Origin of the sequence: Idiomarina aminovorans, from assembly GCF_023155095.1 — a bacterium.
In the GTDB taxonomy this organism is placed as follows: Bacteria; Pseudomonadota; Gammaproteobacteria; order Enterobacterales; family Alteromonadaceae; genus Idiomarina; species Idiomarina aminovorans.
In genome coordinates this window covers 359,007-376,681 of sequence record NZ_JAKNDA010000002.1, presented here as the reverse complement: position 1 = coordinate 376,681, position 17,675 = coordinate 359,007, and the positions used below count along the sequence as shown (strand labels likewise).

Annotated in this window: 18 protein-coding genes; 1 reads left to right on the top strand and 17 read right to left on the bottom strand. The window is 42.4% G+C overall.

Translation table 11 applies throughout. From position 1 onward, the window contains the following. Window positions 1–84: 84 nt before the first annotated feature. From L8G48_RS05925 to L8G48_RS05850, 16 genes are all read right to left on the bottom strand, one after another. Complete coding sequence (locus tag L8G48_RS05925) at window positions 85–1,113, bottom strand: polysialyltransferase family glycosyltransferase (RefSeq protein ID WP_248263680.1); 1,029 nt, start codon at window positions 1,111–1,113, stop codon at window positions 85–87. Next, the gene (locus L8G48_RS05920; RefSeq protein WP_248263679.1) at window positions 1,106–1,810 is read right to left on the bottom strand and encodes an acylneuraminate cytidylyltransferase family protein; all 705 of its coding nucleotides are present in this window, start codon (window positions 1,808–1,810) and stop codon (window positions 1,106–1,108) included. The genes L8G48_RS05925 and L8G48_RS05920 overlap by 8 nt, the downstream gene beginning before the upstream one ends. A gap of 2 nt (window positions 1,811–1,812) precedes the next feature. Continuing rightward, window positions 1,813–2,868: a nucleotidyltransferase family protein gene (locus tag L8G48_RS05915; protein ID WP_248263678.1), complete on the bottom strand. Its 1,056-nt coding sequence runs from the start codon at window positions 2,866–2,868 to the stop codon at window positions 1,813–1,815. A gap of 1 nt (window position 2,869) precedes the next feature. Then, window positions 2,870–3,511 (bottom strand): acetyltransferase, encoded by a 642-nt coding sequence (locus tag L8G48_RS05910; RefSeq protein ID WP_248263677.1) that lies wholly within the window; start codon window positions 3,509–3,511, stop codon window positions 2,870–2,872. Then, on the bottom strand, window positions 3,504–4,577 hold the full coding sequence (neuB, locus tag L8G48_RS05905) for an N-acetylneuraminate synthase (RefSeq protein ID WP_248263676.1): 1,074 nt from the start codon (window positions 4,575–4,577) through the stop codon (window positions 3,504–3,506). The genes L8G48_RS05910 and neuB overlap by 8 nt, the downstream gene beginning before the upstream one ends. Further along, on the bottom strand, window positions 4,574–5,242 hold the full coding sequence (locus L8G48_RS05900) for a PIG-L deacetylase family protein (protein WP_248263675.1): 669 nt from the start codon (window positions 5,240–5,242) through the stop codon (window positions 4,574–4,576). The genes neuB and L8G48_RS05900 overlap by 4 nt, the downstream gene beginning before the upstream one ends. Next, window positions 5,242–6,129, bottom strand: a complete 888-nt coding sequence (locus L8G48_RS05895) for a formyltransferase family protein (RefSeq protein WP_248263674.1) — start codon at window positions 6,127–6,129, stop codon at window positions 5,242–5,244. Before L8G48_RS05895 ends, L8G48_RS05900 begins: the two co-directional genes overlap by 1 nt. 9 nt (window positions 6,130–6,138) lie before the next feature. After that, on the bottom strand, window positions 6,139–7,302 hold the full coding sequence (neuC, locus tag L8G48_RS05890) for a UDP-N-acetylglucosamine 2-epimerase (protein ID WP_248263673.1): 1,164 nt from the start codon (window positions 7,300–7,302) through the stop codon (window positions 6,139–6,141). Between the two features lie 30 nt (window positions 7,303–7,332). Further along, a complete protein-coding gene (locus L8G48_RS05885) occupies window positions 7,333–8,469 on the bottom strand; it encodes a LegC family aminotransferase (protein ID WP_248263672.1) in 1,137 nt (378 codons plus the stop codon). Between the two features lie 12 nt (window positions 8,470–8,481). After that, window positions 8,482–9,672, bottom strand: a complete 1,191-nt coding sequence (locus L8G48_RS05880; protein WP_248263671.1) for a UDP-N-acetylglucosamine 4,6-dehydratase — start codon at window positions 9,670–9,672, stop codon at window positions 8,482–8,484. Window positions 9,673–9,682: 10 nt separating this feature from the next. Continuing rightward, window positions 9,683–10,204, bottom strand: coding sequence for an acyltransferase (locus L8G48_RS13525; RefSeq protein ID WP_248263670.1), 522 nt, complete (start codon window positions 10,202–10,204; stop codon window positions 9,683–9,685). Then, a complete protein-coding gene (locus tag L8G48_RS05870) occupies window positions 10,201–11,484 on the bottom strand; it encodes a lipopolysaccharide biosynthesis protein (protein ID WP_248263669.1) in 1,284 nt (427 codons plus the stop codon). The genes L8G48_RS13525 and L8G48_RS05870 overlap by 4 nt, the downstream gene beginning before the upstream one ends. Then, window positions 11,484–12,491 carry a Wzz/FepE/Etk N-terminal domain-containing protein gene (locus tag L8G48_RS05865; RefSeq protein ID WP_248263668.1) on the bottom strand — a complete coding sequence of 336 codons (1,008 nt, stop codon included), beginning with the start codon at window positions 12,489–12,491 and terminating at the stop codon, window positions 11,484–11,486. The genes L8G48_RS05870 and L8G48_RS05865 overlap by 1 nt, the downstream gene beginning before the upstream one ends. 15 nt (window positions 12,492–12,506) lie before the next feature. Next, complete coding sequence (locus L8G48_RS05860; RefSeq protein WP_248263667.1) at window positions 12,507–13,673, bottom strand: nucleotide sugar dehydrogenase; 1,167 nt, start codon at window positions 13,671–13,673, stop codon at window positions 12,507–12,509. A gap of 264 nt (window positions 13,674–13,937) precedes the next feature. Further along, window positions 13,938–14,927, bottom strand: coding sequence for a hypothetical protein (locus L8G48_RS05855; protein WP_248263666.1), 990 nt, complete (start codon window positions 14,925–14,927; stop codon window positions 13,938–13,940). A 10-nt stretch (window positions 14,928–14,937) separates the two neighbouring features. Further along, on the bottom strand, window positions 14,938–15,624 hold the full coding sequence (locus L8G48_RS05850; protein WP_248263665.1) for a hypothetical protein: 687 nt from the start codon (window positions 15,622–15,624) through the stop codon (window positions 14,938–14,940). Between the two features lie 23 nt (window positions 15,625–15,647). Here L8G48_RS05850 and L8G48_RS05845 point away from each other — a divergent pair, with 23 nt between their 5' ends. Then, window positions 15,648–16,409 (top strand): IS5 family transposase, encoded by a 762-nt coding sequence (locus tag L8G48_RS05845; RefSeq protein WP_248263312.1) that lies wholly within the window; start codon window positions 15,648–15,650, stop codon window positions 16,407–16,409. Here L8G48_RS05845 and L8G48_RS05840 read toward each other — a convergent pair. Further along, window positions 16,352–17,500: a hypothetical protein gene (locus tag L8G48_RS05840; protein WP_248263664.1), complete on the bottom strand. Its 1,149-nt coding sequence runs from the start codon at window positions 17,498–17,500 to the stop codon at window positions 16,352–16,354. The two genes, L8G48_RS05845 and L8G48_RS05840, sit on opposite strands and share 58 nt — an antisense overlap. Window positions 17,501–17,675: the final 175 nt, after the last annotated feature.

Here is a 17,675-nt window from a genome sequence, read left to right as displayed (position 1 = left end):
AGCATCACAGTTGCTACAAGCCATATTATCTCTCTAATATCTATAATCTTTCTATTCATTAATTCAGATGATAACCAAACTGATCTATGAGACTACTTTAACACCTTCACTATCAAAGTACCTGTATACAAGCCCTATATCCGCTCTATACTTAACGCAAATTTCTTCGGGAACCAATTGAAATGCTCTTACTATGACTTCTGGCAATATCACTTTCACGTTGTTTAAGACACTAGAATATGCCCCTGACACTTCAAGAATATTCTCACTATGCTCTAATAAGAAAATTTCGGCAGGTGAGTCTGGAAGGATAACCTGCAGCCCAACTTCATTTCTAATTACATTTAACTTCTCATCACTTTCATCCCTATGAGCGCAATAAACTAAATCACATTCATATGACGAATAGAAGTCTTTCACTCGCCCCAGAAAAGCTAACTCATACTCTTGGGATATTATTCCTGATTCACTATATTTTGAACCAAAAAAGAATACACTTTTTTTACTAGATTTTTTGGGTTCGCTTTTATACATCTCTTTAAAAAAGGAGAAGTCAATAGGGTACAGAGACTCCGATTTAATAAAAGCAGAGGCAAAATATATCTTGGATTGAAGTACACGTTTTTTCATAAAGCGACTATACATATTTCGCTTCACAAACCTCTTGATAGGGTTTCCTTTTTTCCAAAGAACTTCCGGAAAGTATATCCCTTTATCTATAAATTTTCTCTTAACTGCTAATGTTGCTGCGCCGTCATCCATTAATATGGTTTTACCTGGGGAAACAGCGCTCCTCATAAAATGCATCCACTGCGAACGAAATTCACCAATAAATAATTGTCTAATCCCTTTGGGAAAAGTTTTTTTAAAGTAATTTAATTCCCGAAGGATACTTTTATGAGTCGACAAGCCGCTACTAGTGTCAAATAATAAGCTTTTTTTAAAAGACCAATCCCCTTGACTTAAAACACTCTCTACTTGCTTATTATTTCGCTCTCGCCCCTCTACAAAACGATACACAACTCCGTTTTTATCATCCTTGAAACGTAAACTTAGTTCTAAGGCAACTAAAGCCTGTAGAGGTGACTCAACAACAAATAAGTTATCAACCATTTAGTAGCCCTTCACAGACTTTAAAATCAATTTCTTCATCTATATCGATAGATCGATGCCTCGGCATTATTGAAGCTTTTAAATTATTCGTAAATAGTGATTTCTCTGACATGACATGCTCAACTGAGCAAACATAAACTGCCCCATTAAGCCTATATTCCTTTTCATAATCCTGTGACCGTTTATTCAAAAGCTCGGTTCCTGTAAACGACATATCTTCATCAACCTGGCCAACCCAAGCGGTAGGATGCTCTACCTCACAAACACTAACAACCGTATCTTTGTTGCCATTGGTAGTTTCATCTTTGTATAGTTGAAACGCATTAAAAATATCTTCTTCGTTTCTTAGCGGCGAGGTAGGTTGTAATAGAATAATTGTTTGAGGGTTATTACCTAATCCACTTTCGGACTCAATAACGTCTATTACTGCGTCAACGCTACTAGCCGTATCTGAGGCTAACTCAGCAGGTCGCTTACGTTTAAAAACGCCCTTGTTTTTATAAGAATCTGTTAATTCAAGTATCTCACCATCATCACTGGTTACGATGATCTTAGCATCAAGGTTGGCTTTTATTGCCGCTTTTATTGTCCAGCAAATAAGCGGCTTGCCTGCTAAAGGTTTCACATTTTTTCGCGGTAAACGTTTACTACCACCCCTGGCTGGTATGACAATAATAGTATTACTAGAGTCACTCATCATTATTCCAGACATAACGTTTTAATATCGGCCTGGGCTCTTTCAAAGTCATCCATTCGGCCAATGTCTAACCAATATTCATGAATAGGAAACATCAGTACTTCTTCATCTTTATCGATATAACTCTGCAGAAGCGTCGGCATATCAATCCGCTGATTTTTTTCTACACGACTAAAAACTTTCGGCTCAATAATATAAATACCTGCATTAACAAAAAAACGCTGAATTGGCTTTTCTTCCATACTAACAATTCGTTTCCCATCACCAACGATAACGCCATAAGGCACTTGGTAGTCGTATTCACGCACACACATAGTTGTTAAAGCATCATTTTGTACATGGAAATCTAATACGCGCTCAAAATCAACTGTTGTCAGTACATCGCCATTGACCATAATCAACGGCAATTTAGGGGTACTATCAGGAAGCAAGCCAAGTGCCCCGCCCGTGCCAAGAGGGTTTTCCTCATGTACGTAGGTAATATTGATATTCCATTTACTGCCATCGCCAAAATAGTCTTTAATTACACTTGGCAAGTAATGAGTTGAAACATAGAAGTTAGTAAACCCAGACTTAATAAAGTTGACGATTAAAGTTTCGAGAATTGGCCGTTCACCCACTTTCAACATAGGTTTGGGGGTATCATCGGTCAGTGGACGTAAGCGGGTTCCGAATCCTCCCGCCATAATAAAAACCGGGTTATCATAATGTTGCCGACTTTTAACCTGCTGAAGAGTTTCCAGACCAACTAACTTGCCTTCATCTATTACAGGTACTGCCAAGATGCTTTTGCTTTGCATTAGAGCAATGGCATCTTTTCTAGAAAGCGAGTTTTCAATGGTCGTTGGTGACTTATTCATTATTGTTTGAACATCACTCTCCAAACCGACACCGTTTAAAATTGCGCGGCGGATATCGCCATCGGTAACTACGCCGAGTAATTTCATTCCATCATCACACACCAAAACGATACGTAGGGCTTCTGTATCTAATCTTTTTAGTACTTCTTTAACGGATACTGATGGTGCGACAACGACATTGCGCCAATCATAACTCATGCTATTCGTTTTCCTCTTTAATAAAGGATTTCGCCGGATAATTTATCGCGCCGGCTGATAAGTTTTTGGTGACGACAGAACCGGCTCCGACCACAGCACTATCGGCGATGCTAAGGCCCTGAAGAACCGTAGCACCGGCACCAATATGGACATTATTGCCGATACAAACATCACCGCAAATTACCGCGCCGGGAGCGATATGGCAGTTTTCGCCAATTTTGACATCGTGTTCTACGATAGCGCCAGTGTTTATAATGGTATTAGCCCCTACCTGGCAAGCGTTTAAAATTGCCCCCGGCAGTATTTGCACCCCTTCGGCCAGCTCTGCATATTTTGATAGTATCGCCGCTTTGGAAACCACCGCTGCGAAATGATAGCCAGCGCTTTTAAAACGTTTAAACAGAGTTTCTCTGAGCTTTGCGTCTTTAGGTAACGAACCAATGGCGTTAACCAGCTCTACACTAGCTGTCGGATATTGGTTGATATCGTCATCGTGAGTGAGATGCTTTAGCGATTTAAACTCCGGTGCGGGGATAAGCTCGGGAGCAACCATTGCCTCTACTACAGCATTGTGGGACGATAATATTTCAATTAACGCCCGCGCATGGCCACCACCACCCAGAACAATATAAGGCTTAGCCAAGGAGAAGGTCCCCGGGCTGATAATCCTGTTGGCTTTGCTGACCAATAACCTGCCAGTAGTCGTAAGGAGAACGCCCGCCGCCGGGGCGTTTCACGGCGATATCTTCGGCTGTAATCATCTGGCCTTTTTTTATCGGCCGCACCGCGACCAGACTTTTGCGGGCAATATTCTTATTCTGAACTTCTGATACCGTCGGCCGTTTAACGCCATCGCCCAGGGCTTTTTCCACATTGCGAATAGCCGACACCATATCGGCGAGCTCTTCCGGCTCTAATGAGGCTTTATGATCCGGCCCTTCCATATTTCGGTCCAGGGTAAAGTGCTTTTCAATAACCGTTGCGCCTTTGGCTACAGCGGCAATTGGTATAGTAATGCCGCTGCTGTGATCGGAATAGCCAGTTTTTAACCGGAAGGTACCTGCGATGGTGTCCATTGCATTTAAATTGATTTCTTCCATCGGTGCCGGATATTCGGTGGTGCAATGCAGCACAGTGACTTTTTCGCGTAGGAGTTTCTGGCCCTCATCTGAGGCATAGGCCGCTTCAAAATCAGAGTGGGTTGCGGCTTTCGCGCTGTGGTTTAAGTAACCGTAAGCCATAACCCCCAGCACCGATTCAATTTCCGCCATGGTTGCCATGCCTGTCGAAACAATTAAATCACACCCTGTTTGAGCATGTTTTAACACTAAGGGGGCATTAGTAATTTCACCAGACGGTAACTTTAATCGTTTTAAACCTAAGTCATTGACCAGAAAATCAAGACTCTCGTCGTCAAAGGCGGTTGAAAGAAACTCAATGCCCAGTTCGTTGCAATAGGCAACCAGTTCGTAATGCAGTTCGTGACCTAATTCCAGGCGCTCCAACATGGCTAGCTGGCTTTCTTCTTTACCCATGTTTTTTTTCTGATAATTTGCCTGAGTCGCATTTTCTGTAACAATATTCTTGGCTTTAAAGGTTTGAAATTTAACAATATCAGCCCCTGCTTTGTGGGCTGCCGCGACTAAATCCCGGGCCAGCTGAGCGTCACCATTATGGTTTACGCCGGCTTCAGCAATTATCAACGTCATAAAACCTCCTTAATAAGCATAAAAGCTTCCGCAGCATTCTTATTACACTGCGCACCTCGGACAAATGCTAAAGACTCAATGGCTTTTCTCGAACGGGGGAAAGGGAAATCGCCCATTTCTGATTCAAATATTTCCAATATCTCTAACTTTTTCTCTATATGGCTACTGATATCTACATAGACATTTGGGCGAAATCCACCATCTTCAGGCTTTAAACCGAAATCGGTTTCAGAAATCGTTTCATAAGCTAAAACACGCTCTATAAACGGATAACGAAAAGTCTTTGTTGCAGCCATTGTTGCGTCATACACAATTTCATGATCGCTGTGCGCATCATTCCGGTAGGGGGTATAAACAATTTCAGGAGCTAGCTCCTTTATTATTTTTCCAAGTCCGCCTATTATGTCGCCTTTTGCCAGCGTATCTAAACCAGCCGGAGGAAAGTCAAGCTCAAATGTACCAGTCAAACCATAAGCTTTAGAAACCAAATTGATTTCCTTTTTTCTTCTTTCTATTTGCTCCAAAGAGAAACCTAAATCAGTGGCCATTTTTGTTACTATCAACCAGTAAACTTTGTCACCTGACTGCAAGTGCCTTAGCATAGTGCCACCGCACCCTAGAGTTTCATCGTCGGCATGAGGGGCAATAACAAGTACTGTTTTCATTAAAGATAATCCCCTATTTGAATAGCAGGGCTATTAACATCTAGTAACCAGATTGCGCCCTCTCCCTCAGTTTTAATTAGCAAGTTATTCCCGGTTACCTTAAGAACCTTTCCTGGTTCAACATTTTTTGGATACCCCGAGTTTATTGGCTCGCTCTTAGCTACTTTACAAAAAAAATCATCACATAAAAATTCAGCGCAAGGATAAGGAGGCGCCAGTGCTCTTACTAGGTTATAAATAGCCTCTGCCGACATACGGAAATCTATAAGTCCATCTTTTCTGCTGCGTTTTCGCCAGTATGTTGCTTCACCTTCGTCCTGCTCTATAAACTCAGCTTTACCTTCAGCAAGAGCCGCCGTGAATTCCACTATTTGCCTTTCCGCAACACATATCACTTTATTGTATAAAGAATTTGCGTCGTCATTCCGATCTATCTTTATTACTTCTTGACTTAATATTGGCCCAGAGTCCACACCACTATCAATTTTAAAGAATGTAGAGGCGGTTTCAGAGAGACCTAAAGCAAGCGCCCAAATAATGGGATGACGCCCACGATTCTGAGGTAGCTTTGCGGGATGAAATCCGATCACACCCAGGCGAGGCATAGAGAAAAGCTCTTCATTAAGTAAGTAGCTCCAGCCTATGCAGTAAATGACATCTAGGTTGAATTTTTTTAAGAACTCAGTCGAAAGCTCTTTTTTCTTTGGGTCTTCATAATGATAAGGAATTTTTTTATCTTCACATACAGAAGATAAATCACAAAAATCATTATTAAATTGCGAGCTCTTGCGAGTTACAACAGCGGCGACTTGTACATTAGGTATTGCCAGTAATGTCTTTAATGCATTTTCACTAGACTGAACACATCCTATTAAACCTATTTTCATAAATATTGCCTAACTTAAATCGTAAAACTTTTTATAAACTAGATTATCTAGATCGGTATTCAGTAGAGTATTCAGAATTTTCCGAGAGCTCTCACCATCACCATAGGGATTTTTCGACTGTGCGCACATTTCTTTAAAACTTGAAGACAAAGCTTTATCAAGAGCCTTGTTAATTGACTCGGCATCACCTTCGCAGTTTATTACCGTATCACCGGCAACTCGGCCTCTTTGCCGATCCCCAATATTTACCGTAGGAATTCTAAAAGACGGTGCTTCTATTAGACCACTGGACGAGTTTCCTATAGTTAGTTCGCTATGCTTAAGAACACTTAAATACCGAAGTTGCCCTAAGGACTTAGTTAAAAGCACTTTATCAGGATGCTTTTCCTTAAATTCCTCTAGAAGAACAATTAACGAGCGCCCAAATGTGTCGGCATTTGGATAGGTTATTATGAATTTGAAGTTTTCACATTTCTCTAACGTTAACAATAAGTTTTTAAAATCATTAATTGCACCATCCTTATTAAGGGTTACAGGATGGTAGGTAACAACCATAAACGGTGTATCTAAAACATTAAATTCAATTGCGTCTGAAAGCTCGTTTCGCTCGAGTAGTTTAAGTTTTTTTATACTATCTATTCCGGGCGCACCAAAATTGTAAACTGTTGCAGGCGGTTCACCTAGCTGAATAACTCTCTTCCTATAATCTTCGGTGGCTGTAAAATGTAAGTGAGACATTTTTGTTATACTATGCCTTACAGCCTCATCGATAAGCCCCTCAGTTGTTTCGCCACCGTGTATATGAGCAATAGGTATTTGCGCCGCCATGGCCGCCTGACAAACGGCTAACGCCTCATATCTATCGCCTAAAACCACAAGCATATCGGGCTTGGTTCTTTGAAAAGAATCAGCAGCAGAGATCATCGCAAGCCCCATCGACTTTGCAATACCAACCGGACTATCAGATGATAGAAGAAACTCTAATTGTTCTGTAACTTTAAAACCATCGTTTTCTATTTGGTTAATCGTTTTTCCGAACTCTGGCGACAGGTGCATGCCGCCAGCAAATAAAAGTAAATCAACTTTACTAGATTCTTTTAGACCCTTGATGATCCAATAAAGTAAACCATACTCAGCTCTTGTGCCTGTGAAGACTGCAATTCTTCGCTTCATAGTATTGTATTTCGCTTTTATTCAAGAAGATTAAATTGGTGAACTAGGAACATTTACAAGGCGCGCTTCTATATCTTCAGATACTTCCAAGTCGCCCCTTAAACACTGTGCAAACATAGGTAACTTATGCATAAGCTGCCATATGGGTCGGCACATTATACCTGCACTGTTTTGCTCTTCGAGCAGAGCATTGCGTGCTGCTTTATCGTCACAGAGTATGGCATTGAGCCAGAAGTTAGAACGCCCGTGCGCCGGCTCGTCAATAAATTCATAGCCGGAGCCTTTAAAAAACTCGCGGTACTGATTTGCCAGTTCCCGTTTTTGCTCCAAAAACACTGGTAATCTTTGCATTTGCGCGCAACCCAAAGCAGCGTTTAAATTCGGCATGCGATAATTAAAGCCGGGCTCGTCATGATAAAACTCGTACGGGTGAGGCACCTTGGCGGTGGTAGTAATATGTTTGGTTCGTTTTCCGTCGGGCTCGCTGGCGCACAGCACCATACCGCCGCCACCGGTGGTGATGACTTTATTACCGTTGAAACTGAGCGCCGCAAACTCGCCGATAGTGCCTGTGTGCTGACCTTTATAATAGGAGCCCAGGCTTTCGGCGGCGTCTTCAATTAAAGTAATCTGCCATTTTTTACAAATGTTTTGTATTTCATCCAAATGCACCGGGTGACCAAAGGTATGCATCGGCACCACGGCCTTAATGGCTTTACCCGACGTTTTATGAACGCAGCGCTCACCTTCTACGCGAGCGTTGTCTTCAAGGAAGGTTTCCAGTGCTACCGGGCAAAGCCCCAGAGTTTCGCGCGATACATCAACAAATGCGGGCTCAGCACCCATATGGTGAATGGCGTTGCAGGTTGCCACAAAGGTTAAGGCTTGAGTAATGACTAAGTCATTACGCTTTACACCCGCCATATAAAGCGCGGTATGCAGTGCCGCCGTACCGTTCACTGTTGCAACGGCCTTCGGGCTGCCGGTGAAACGTTCTATTTCACGCTCAAATTCGTCAACATACTTGCCCACGCTGGAGACAAAGGTGGTTTCAATGGTATCCAGCACGTTCAGCTTTTCCTGCTCACCAAAGGTTGGCGCGTGCAGAGGGATAAATTCCTTCGTTTTATAAAGAGAACGAATAAACTCGCTAATATCGTATGACATAGTGCTCTCTGTTTACATTTTGCTGTCGAGATATTTTCCGGTCTCTTTATGCCCGAACGCAGGTATCATTTCATGAAATAATTTAACGATGTCTTCTTTGCTCCAGGATTTCGCGCGTCGTAACTCATTAATTTTACCGGCAAAATGTTCTAGCAGCTTTTCATCATAAACTGCATCGTTTTTAATCACCCCAATGTTACTGAATCGTTCCATATCCAACACTTCGTTGTCGGTAAAGAATTCTTCAAAGTCTTTTTCACCGGTAGTATCGCTGGAGGTGAAAAGGCAAGGCCATTTTCCTTGCTCTGGCAAAGTCTTGATAAGCTCTCTGGCTTCGTCTTCTGAGCTGCACTTATACGGTTCATAACCGCGACTTATTAAATACTTTTCGGCAATTTCAGAAAAGGTAATTAAGTGCAGGGCTTCACTCAGCTTGGGGAAGAAAATGTCTCGGTTCTCACCAAATAAGCAGGACATTAAGCACAGCTCGCCGGATTCCTGAGGTGTGACAAAGTACCTTTTTATGTCATTTGGCGCGACAATTGGCTGTCGTTTTTGAATACGCTGGTTAAAACCATGCAATAGAGAACCATCTGAAAATGCAACGTTTGCGAAACGAGCAGTGGATATTTCAATAGATTCACTACCCTGCATAAGGAACATTTCCATAATGCGTTTTGAGGCCCCCATCATGTTGACAGGGTTTGCGGCTTTGTCAGTTGAAACGCAGAAGTACTTTTTCGTTCCTTTCTTTTCAGCCTGCTTGAGGGTCTTTATTGTATTGAAAACATTAGTCTCTATCATACGCATAAGCGTATAAGGGTCTTTTTCACTTCTCACATGCTTTAACGCTGAAAGGTTCAGTACGTAGTCATATTTCCCGTCATTCTCTATGAAAGCATCGTATTCCCATGAACCGATATCTAGAGCGAATGTCTGAAAATCCCCCTCGATATAGCCAACTGAGCTTCTTAAATCTCTAACAAGCTCTACCAAATTATTTTCACTGATATCGACGGCATGCAGCTTTTGCGGATTGCGCTTAAAAATTTCTTTGGTAACGGCCTGACCGATAGAGCCCGCAGCACCTATAACAAGGAATGAAGACGAGCCCACTGCCGCATTTAACTCTTTTCCGTTAAACGAGATATCGTCGGTAAATAATGGCTCTGTGCGCCCAATTAAATTCAAAATATTTTGCATAAAAAACCTATTAATGAAACTTCCCGGCAGCTTTTAATTTTTTATAGTGTTCAATATCTCGGTATGTAAAAACTTTCGCAGGATGTCCGCCAGCAATTGCATAATCCGGAATATCATTCACAACACAACTTCCCGCTTGAATAATGGCTCCCTCCCCAATAGTCACGCCTCCAAGTACTATCACCCTGCTACCAAGCCAGACGTTATCTTTTACAATAATATCTTTAAATATATAAGTTGAGTCATAGGGAATTGCCTTTCCCGAGTTAAAATTATGATTTTGCGAAATCATCAAACATTCAGGACCGGAGTGGAAGTTGTCTCCAATACTAACTTTTCCGCCACCACCAATTTCCATACCATTAAAATTAACATTACTACCGAGGTAGGTTTTTGTAGTAACACTTGAGGGGCCGTTAACCTTTAATCCCTTTCCAGAAGAAGCCGAGTTTCTTTTAACGCGAAATGTCCAGTATTTAGTTCTTATTTTTTTCTTTATTTTGAAAATAAATTTTAAAGCTTTAATAATCACTTAAGCATCCAAGGCATAGTTACTAGTTTATTTGCTGTATACCATGTTCCTAACATTTGGAGAAACATACTTATACACAGTGCGTAGGCCGCTCCCACAACACCAAAGTAGTCGATAAAGGAATAGAGAAACCCTATGTGCAGGACACCGAAAAAGATAGTAATTCTTGCAATAGCCCCTGTCCTTTTTGCAAAGAAAATATAATTTGTAAAAAGAAAATAAATACCACGAAAGGCCTGGGCTAGAAAAAGCCAACCAACAACTTTCCCGGCTGCACTATATTTATCACCAGCAATCAACCTGAGAACGTCATCACCCACAATTAAAGCTACAAAGGCTATAAATAAAAGAAAAGCAGAATATCCATAGCTAAACTTAACAACCTGACGCTTTTCGGACTCTTTATCTCGTTTTAACCGCTCGAACAACCACGGACTGAATGCCTTATTAACAGCTTCAAGCATAATGCTCATCGCCATAGCTAACTGTGCAGCTACCATATAAACGCCAGCTTCACTTAATCCTAGTTTAGAGCTTATAATTGCGCGATCAGCTGTTAATAATAAAAAAGCACCTAGAATATGAGGGATAAGAGGCACACCGAACTTAAGCGCTTCGCGCATTAAATCAGGCCGCCAACTTAACTTGAGTATATCTGACGAGCGTAACGACAAGAGGGCTATCACCCCAAATATGCATGCTGCAGAAATAGTACCGGATAAACGACCAGTAACACCTAAAGTAAAAACTACTACTAAAACTAACGACAGCAACATGTCTAACAAGCTTCTTGATATCTGAAAGGTACCGTAAAAAGCTGCTTTTTTTCTTACCTGCCATTGCCCTAAGCGTAACTGGATTAAGAAATTACTAAACGCGACAGGAATAGCCAGCCATAACCAAGTTTCTTTTATACCTAATGTTTCTATGATGATGCTACGGAATGGATAAACTATTATTGCCAACGCAATGGTGCTAACTATTAGCAAAAGAACGCAGGCTCCGATAAACTCGCCCATTTCTCTATCAGGATTTTCGTAGTCGAAATACTTTCTATTTGCGGCACCGTGAACACTTAATCCGCAAAGAGCCCCTATCAATGATATCCAAACTTGAAATACCGCTATTTCTCCATACTCAACAGGCTCAAGATAACGGGTTAATACAGGAAGTAATAAAAATGGTATCGAGGCATTTAGTACGCTTGCAAAAAGATATACACCAGCCCCTCTTATGAGCGAGCTCGATCTACCCAATTTTACTAATTGGGCTAACCCCATTATTTATTCTTTCCTCTTGCTAAGTGGTGGATAAATACAACTAATAGCGATAAAAAGCCGCCAAGGAATGTCCCAATAATGCAAATTAAGGCGCGCGAAGGCGCACTTTTCTGTTCCGGCACTACCGCGGGATCTAATACCTGAAAAACATACTCTGGCCGCACGTTCGCCAACATAATAGTTTGTATTTGCTTTTCAATCAGCTGATAGAAAACTTGCTGCATACTGCTTAAATTGGTTTCTCCCAGTTCTTTTTGCAGGTATTCCATACTGCTTTGCGCTTCTTTAATGTCACGCTGACGCATATGGTCATTAATATCTTCAATTAGCCACTCAACCCAACGGTGAGCAATAACAGGAGACTGATGGCTAACCGAGAGATTAATCAGGCCAGGAGTCTCTGAGTCTTTTTCGACTAAAAGAATACTATTTTGGAAAGTGTTAACATACTCCCAGCTACTGGGTTCAGGCTTCTTAGGTGGTTCAACGTCCCGTACCCACTCTTTTGTTTTCGGGTTATAAATTTCTTTATTAAAAACTAATTCACCACTAGCTTGATACCATTCTTTAACCGCCATAACTTCAGGCAGAATATTGTGTCTTTGCACAAAGTTTTTAATAAACTGGCGTGACTGTAAAATTTCCATTGCCATCGTCACTTTATCAACTTGCTGCTTACCTACGCTAATACCTGTCAGACTCGCTAAGCCACTCATCTCCTCGCCAAAGCCTCCGCCTTGGGCTTCTTCCGTCGGCGCCAATGTTGCTTCTGCTTTATAAATATTCGGCAAACTTAACGAATAAAACACCGATGCCACCGCAAACACAAAGGTAATGCCAATAATCCACCACTTACCGGCCCAAATAATGCCGAACAGCTCGCGCAGGTCTATTTCGTCGTCTTGCGGGTAATTGGGCGGTGGAAAGTAGCCAGGCGGATACTGCCCAGGGTTATAAGGCGCGGGTTGCTGTGGGTTATTTTGTTCGTTTTGGCTGTCTTGTGTCATGGCTTTTCTTATAAGTTAGTCGTTATTAAACAGGTCGCGCGTATACACTCTAGCTTGCACGTCTTTTAAGTCATCGGCCAGCCGGTTACTCAGTATAACTTCTGACTCGGCTTTGAATTTATTCAGGTCGTTTATGACTCTGGAGTTGTAGAAACGCTCTTCTTTAAGCTCTGGTTCATACACTACAACCTCTATGCCTTTAGCTTTTATGCGCTTCATAATGCCCTGAATGGCCGATGCCCGGAAGTTATCCGAACCTGACTTCATCACCAAGCGGTACACACCCACTACTTTCGGTTGCTTGGCAATAATTTGGTCGGCAATAAAGTCTTTGCGGGTGCGGTTGGCGTCCACAATCGATTTGATCATGGTTTGTGGTACGTCGTCGTAATTGGCGAGTAGCTGCTTGGTGTCTTTTGGCAGGCAATAGCCGCCGTAACCAAAGCTAGGGTTATTGTAGTGCGAGCCGATACGGGGGTCTAAGCATACGCCTTCAATAATTTGCTTGGTGTCCAGGCCGTGCACTTCGGCGTAGGTGTCCAGCTCGTTAAAGTAAGCCACGCGCATGGCCAAATAGGTATTGGCGAACAGCTTAATGGCTTCGGCTTCCGTGCTGTCGGTAAACAATACGTCAATATTTTGCTTTTCGGCACCCTGCTTCAATAAGTTCGCGAACGTTTCGGCTCGCTCTGAGCGCTCACCCACAACAATGCGTGACGGGTGCAGGTTATCGTATAAGGCTTTGCCTTCGCGCAGAAACTCCGGTGAGAAAATAAGGTTATTGGTGCCTAGCTTTTCTTTTAATGCCTGCGTATAACCCACCGGAATGGTCGATTTTATCACCATAACCGCATTAGGGTTTACGGCCATTACCTGGCTGATAACGCTTTCGACAGTTTTAGTATTGAAGTAATTGGTTTGCGGGTCGTAGTCGGTGGGGGTGGCTATTATGACGAATTCGGCGTCTTTGTAGGCGGTTTCTGCGTCAGTAGTTGCGGTGAGGTTAAGGGGCTTTTCTGTTAAAAATTGCTGAATTTCTTTATCGACGATAGGTGACTGTTTATTATTAATTTTTTCGACTTTTTCTTCGTCGATATCGACAGCAATGACATTATTTTTTTGGGCCAACAGAACCGCATTGGATAAACCAACGTATCCTGTACCCGCTACTGCAATTTTCATTATTTTTTAACCCTGACTGCAACCGTTGGGCACGCTACCGCCCATGGGGTGCGGCTCCCATAGACCGATGGTGCTGTAACTTTTTTGTAATTTGTGTGTTACCAGAATTTAGATCAAGCGCATATAATAGCGCATGTAGGCCTTGTCCTACAAAGGCTTTGTCACTAACTTTTGATGATATTTTGAGCGGTTGGTTCCGTCGGTGCGGGGGGAAGTATCGCACCTGAGGTAAATAACCTCAGGCTACGAACGCTTGCAACTAGGCTATAAAGTGTCCCGTAATGATTCCAAGTTCGCTTTAGCCCCTTCAATAACTTCTCCCTCATCGCTAAGAAGAGGTTGATCAACCAACACTTTAGCCAACTGAGCTAACTTAAAGGTTGTAAACAAGGTGTCCTTTTCAGACTCATTATAGCTTTCAACTGATCCGCCTTTGTTTTCAATAATTGTTTCCAGGCGTTTCGTTGCACGACGAAACTTAGAGCGTATTTTAGACAATGTTGTTATTGCTAACTCGCTAACTTCAATAAGATGTTTCAATTGTATTTCTGCACCTTCAAGCTCTTTCGCCGCTGTTTTAGCATTCTCAAGATTGGTTAATGCTTCGTTCAACGATTTCTCGCCCTTAGCTCCAACCATAAAACCCATTACCGCTAAGGCGGGTCCTGCTGCAACGACACCTAAAACCATAGTACCACCAGCCATGCCCATACCGCCGGACGCCAAGCTTCCTCCACCCAACCAGGCGAGCGTTGCATTACTTGCCGCAGCACCACCCAATGAAGAAATAGCCGTTCCCGTGCTCGCTGAAGCTAATAGTGTTGTACCACTGTAAGCGCCAAAAGCCGCCATACTGCCACCAAGTGAACCTGCGACAAGGCCTTTTCCAGATTCAACGATGCGCGAAAATTCATTAGCAAACTCTTTAATTTCCGCCTCTGTAGATGGTAAAGAGGTAAACTCTTCAACGTTAAAGTCACTGACCTTAATATCCTGAAGTTTGTTATAAACCGTCAAGAAGCGGTCGAAATCTTTGGTTATGGTGTCTAATTTTTTCTTGCCGTACTCTTGCAGCAAAGATGACGATGTTTCTTTAAGCTCATTAATACTATCGTGATGCTCTTTTAAAAGACGTTCCGCTGCGGCGTTAACATCTTTCGCCTCACTCATATTCCAAAATCCTTTGCCGCCTTTGGCTGCGCCCCAGAGACCAGCAACACCTAATGCAACAGGAACTAATAATGGTAATGGCATAATAATGTCCTTATTCGTTGATAAGCTCTAAGCCTTCCTGGGTTACGCGGTTAAACGAGCGAATAACCTCACCGGCCTCGTCAATAAATTCCACATCGATATCGAATTGCTCTGCCAGCTTCTCTAATACAGCACGTTCTAGCGCAGAGCATTCTCCGTCCGCGTAAGCCATAGCAATGGCCTCGAACAACATGACTTTGCGTTCCGTTAACGGTATAGCCTTGTCTTCAACGGTTTCTTTTCTCAATAACTCAACTAATCCATCCTGGAAAAACTCTTTTCTGAGCTCCTCATTAGCGAACAACTTTTCACTGAGGGTCTCTGAAGCAATGAAAATAGCTTCCAATACACTCTTGTCTATCGCTTTAATATCAGATTTTCTTATATCCATTCCCATTTCTTTTGCGTAAAGCTTTAATGCTGCTCGCTCTTCTTTCTTTCTATTGATAAAACTTAAAGGTTCATCTATCGCATTTCTCTTTCTTTCGAGATTCGCACCTATGAATCCTGAAAAAACGCTGCCAGAATCGTCTTCGGCTTTTTCTTCTTCTTGTTCTGCAATATCCGCAAACGAAATCATCGCCGCTAACTTTAAAAATAAATCTTTATTTTCTGATTGGATCATACCTAAGGCGTGTTGATCTTTCGCGATTAGTTTTTGAGCGGCATGGTAAAGAGTTATAATTTGTTTCGCCAAAAATAAACTAACAACTCAATACCATGCCGAGACTAATGCTAACTGATAAGCGGTGGAAAAAGCTACTTCAAGTAATGAAGAGCACAGGCCGCATTTACAATAAAACAGAACACAGAATGACGTTTGAAGGGATATTATTCCGGCTGAGAACCGGAATTCCGTGGCGTGACTTGCCATCGGAATTTGGTGATTGGAGCGCGGTTTATCGCCGGTTCAATTTGTGGTCGAAGAAAGGTTTATTAAATATGTTATTCAATGAGTTAGCAAAACTATCTGATTACGATTGGGTCTTTGCTGACGGCTCTATTGTTAAAGCTCATCAGCATAGTACCGGAGCGGCTACCGTGGATAATGAGTGCATTGGAAAGAGCCGAGGTGGTAACTCTACAAAAATTCATTTAGTCGTGGATAGTGGCGGCCTTCCTATTTATTTTGAACTATCAGAAGGCCAGAGAAATGACATAGCTCGGGCTCAAAGTCTGGTAGACCATTTGAGGGAAGTAAACATTTTCGTAGGCGACAAAGGATACGATAGTGACGCATTGAGGAAATATGTTGAAGTCAAAGGAGGGACTTCAGTCATACCCAAACGTAATTATGGCCAGGATATAGACAAATGCAGTGTCGATTGGTGCCTGTATAAATATAGGCATTTAGTTGAAAATGCGTTCGCACGAATAAAACATTATCGTTCAATATCAACCAGGTATGAAAAGTTAGCGAGAAATTATGCCAGTATGGTGTCACTGGCATTTTCATTGATGTGGCTACCGATGTATTGCTGAACAAAATATGTACAGGAAAGATCAACACGCTCTAGTTGATGGACAGAACTTGAAAGTGTGACGCAAGTCGTAACAACGAGAGATGGTAAACTTGTTTTAGCAAGCCCCCGAACAGTCTCTTTTGCCGACTGTTGCATTGTTGCGGATATTGCACTGCCTATAGCACCGGTTGCATAGCCCAGACCACCTGCTTTTACGGTCGCCACACCAACGTCGAAAATTGCTTCTCCTTTGTTCTTATCGCCCTGTAATACTTGGTAAGAATTGGTAATTAGACTAACGCAAGATCCGATCACCACTCCAATTTTGGCACCTTGCAGACCGGCTTCGTGCGAATTCCGAGCTATGTCTTTTGCCGTCATCTTTTCGGCATTACGGCGATAATTTACAGCTTCTTCCGTTGAAATATCGGCATCACGAATATTTTCGTAGAGTTCTTCGCATTGCTCTGCCTCTTTTAGCCTCTGTGCTGCAATATCCGGCTTTCCTGCATTTGCGGCTCCTTTCGCCTGCTCTCGGTATTGCTCCGCCAGTGTTTTGCATCTCTCTCTATAGGTTTCAACCTGATCAGTAGGAACATCAAGTGGTATACCTTGATACCGCTGCTGTTTGCCGTTCTCTTTTGCAATACGATTGATTTGCTGATCAATTTTATTAGCGCGGTCGTGCGCATCTTTGGGTAGCGCAGCAATGAACTTCATTTGAGAGCCAGAACCTTCCACAACCACACCATCTAGTGTTTTTACGTGATCGTAAATAGGATGATTACTGCCCATTCCAGTGTCTTCTGAGCGTGGGCTTCGGATAGTGGAGCCCGATTTTATACTTTCGCTATTGCGCCGGGCGGTTGCAGCTATTTCGGCATTAAAACCAGCTTGCTGGGCAGTTTGCGCACCATTGGGATTACTGTAAGCACTTATTGTTTTATGCCCACGTTCCAAAGCCTGGCCTGTTGCATTATTGAAACCACGGTAAGCGATAATATATTCACTACTGGCCTCACCAACACGGTTCACCACTTCCTGATTCGCTAAACCGATTGTTGTGTAAGTCGCACTTTTATGTGCGTCCTTATTTCTCGACTTCGCCATACCTAATCCTTAAGTGCGATTATTGTGTTATATCTCGCACAACACTGCAAAATTTTTGTAAAGATTGCAAGGATTACAGCATTCGACTACGACAGTTTAGGTCGCGCATCCGTCTTTAATCACCTTCGATTAAATATCGTCTATTTGTAAACTGAACGTCGTCCAATTGAAAGTT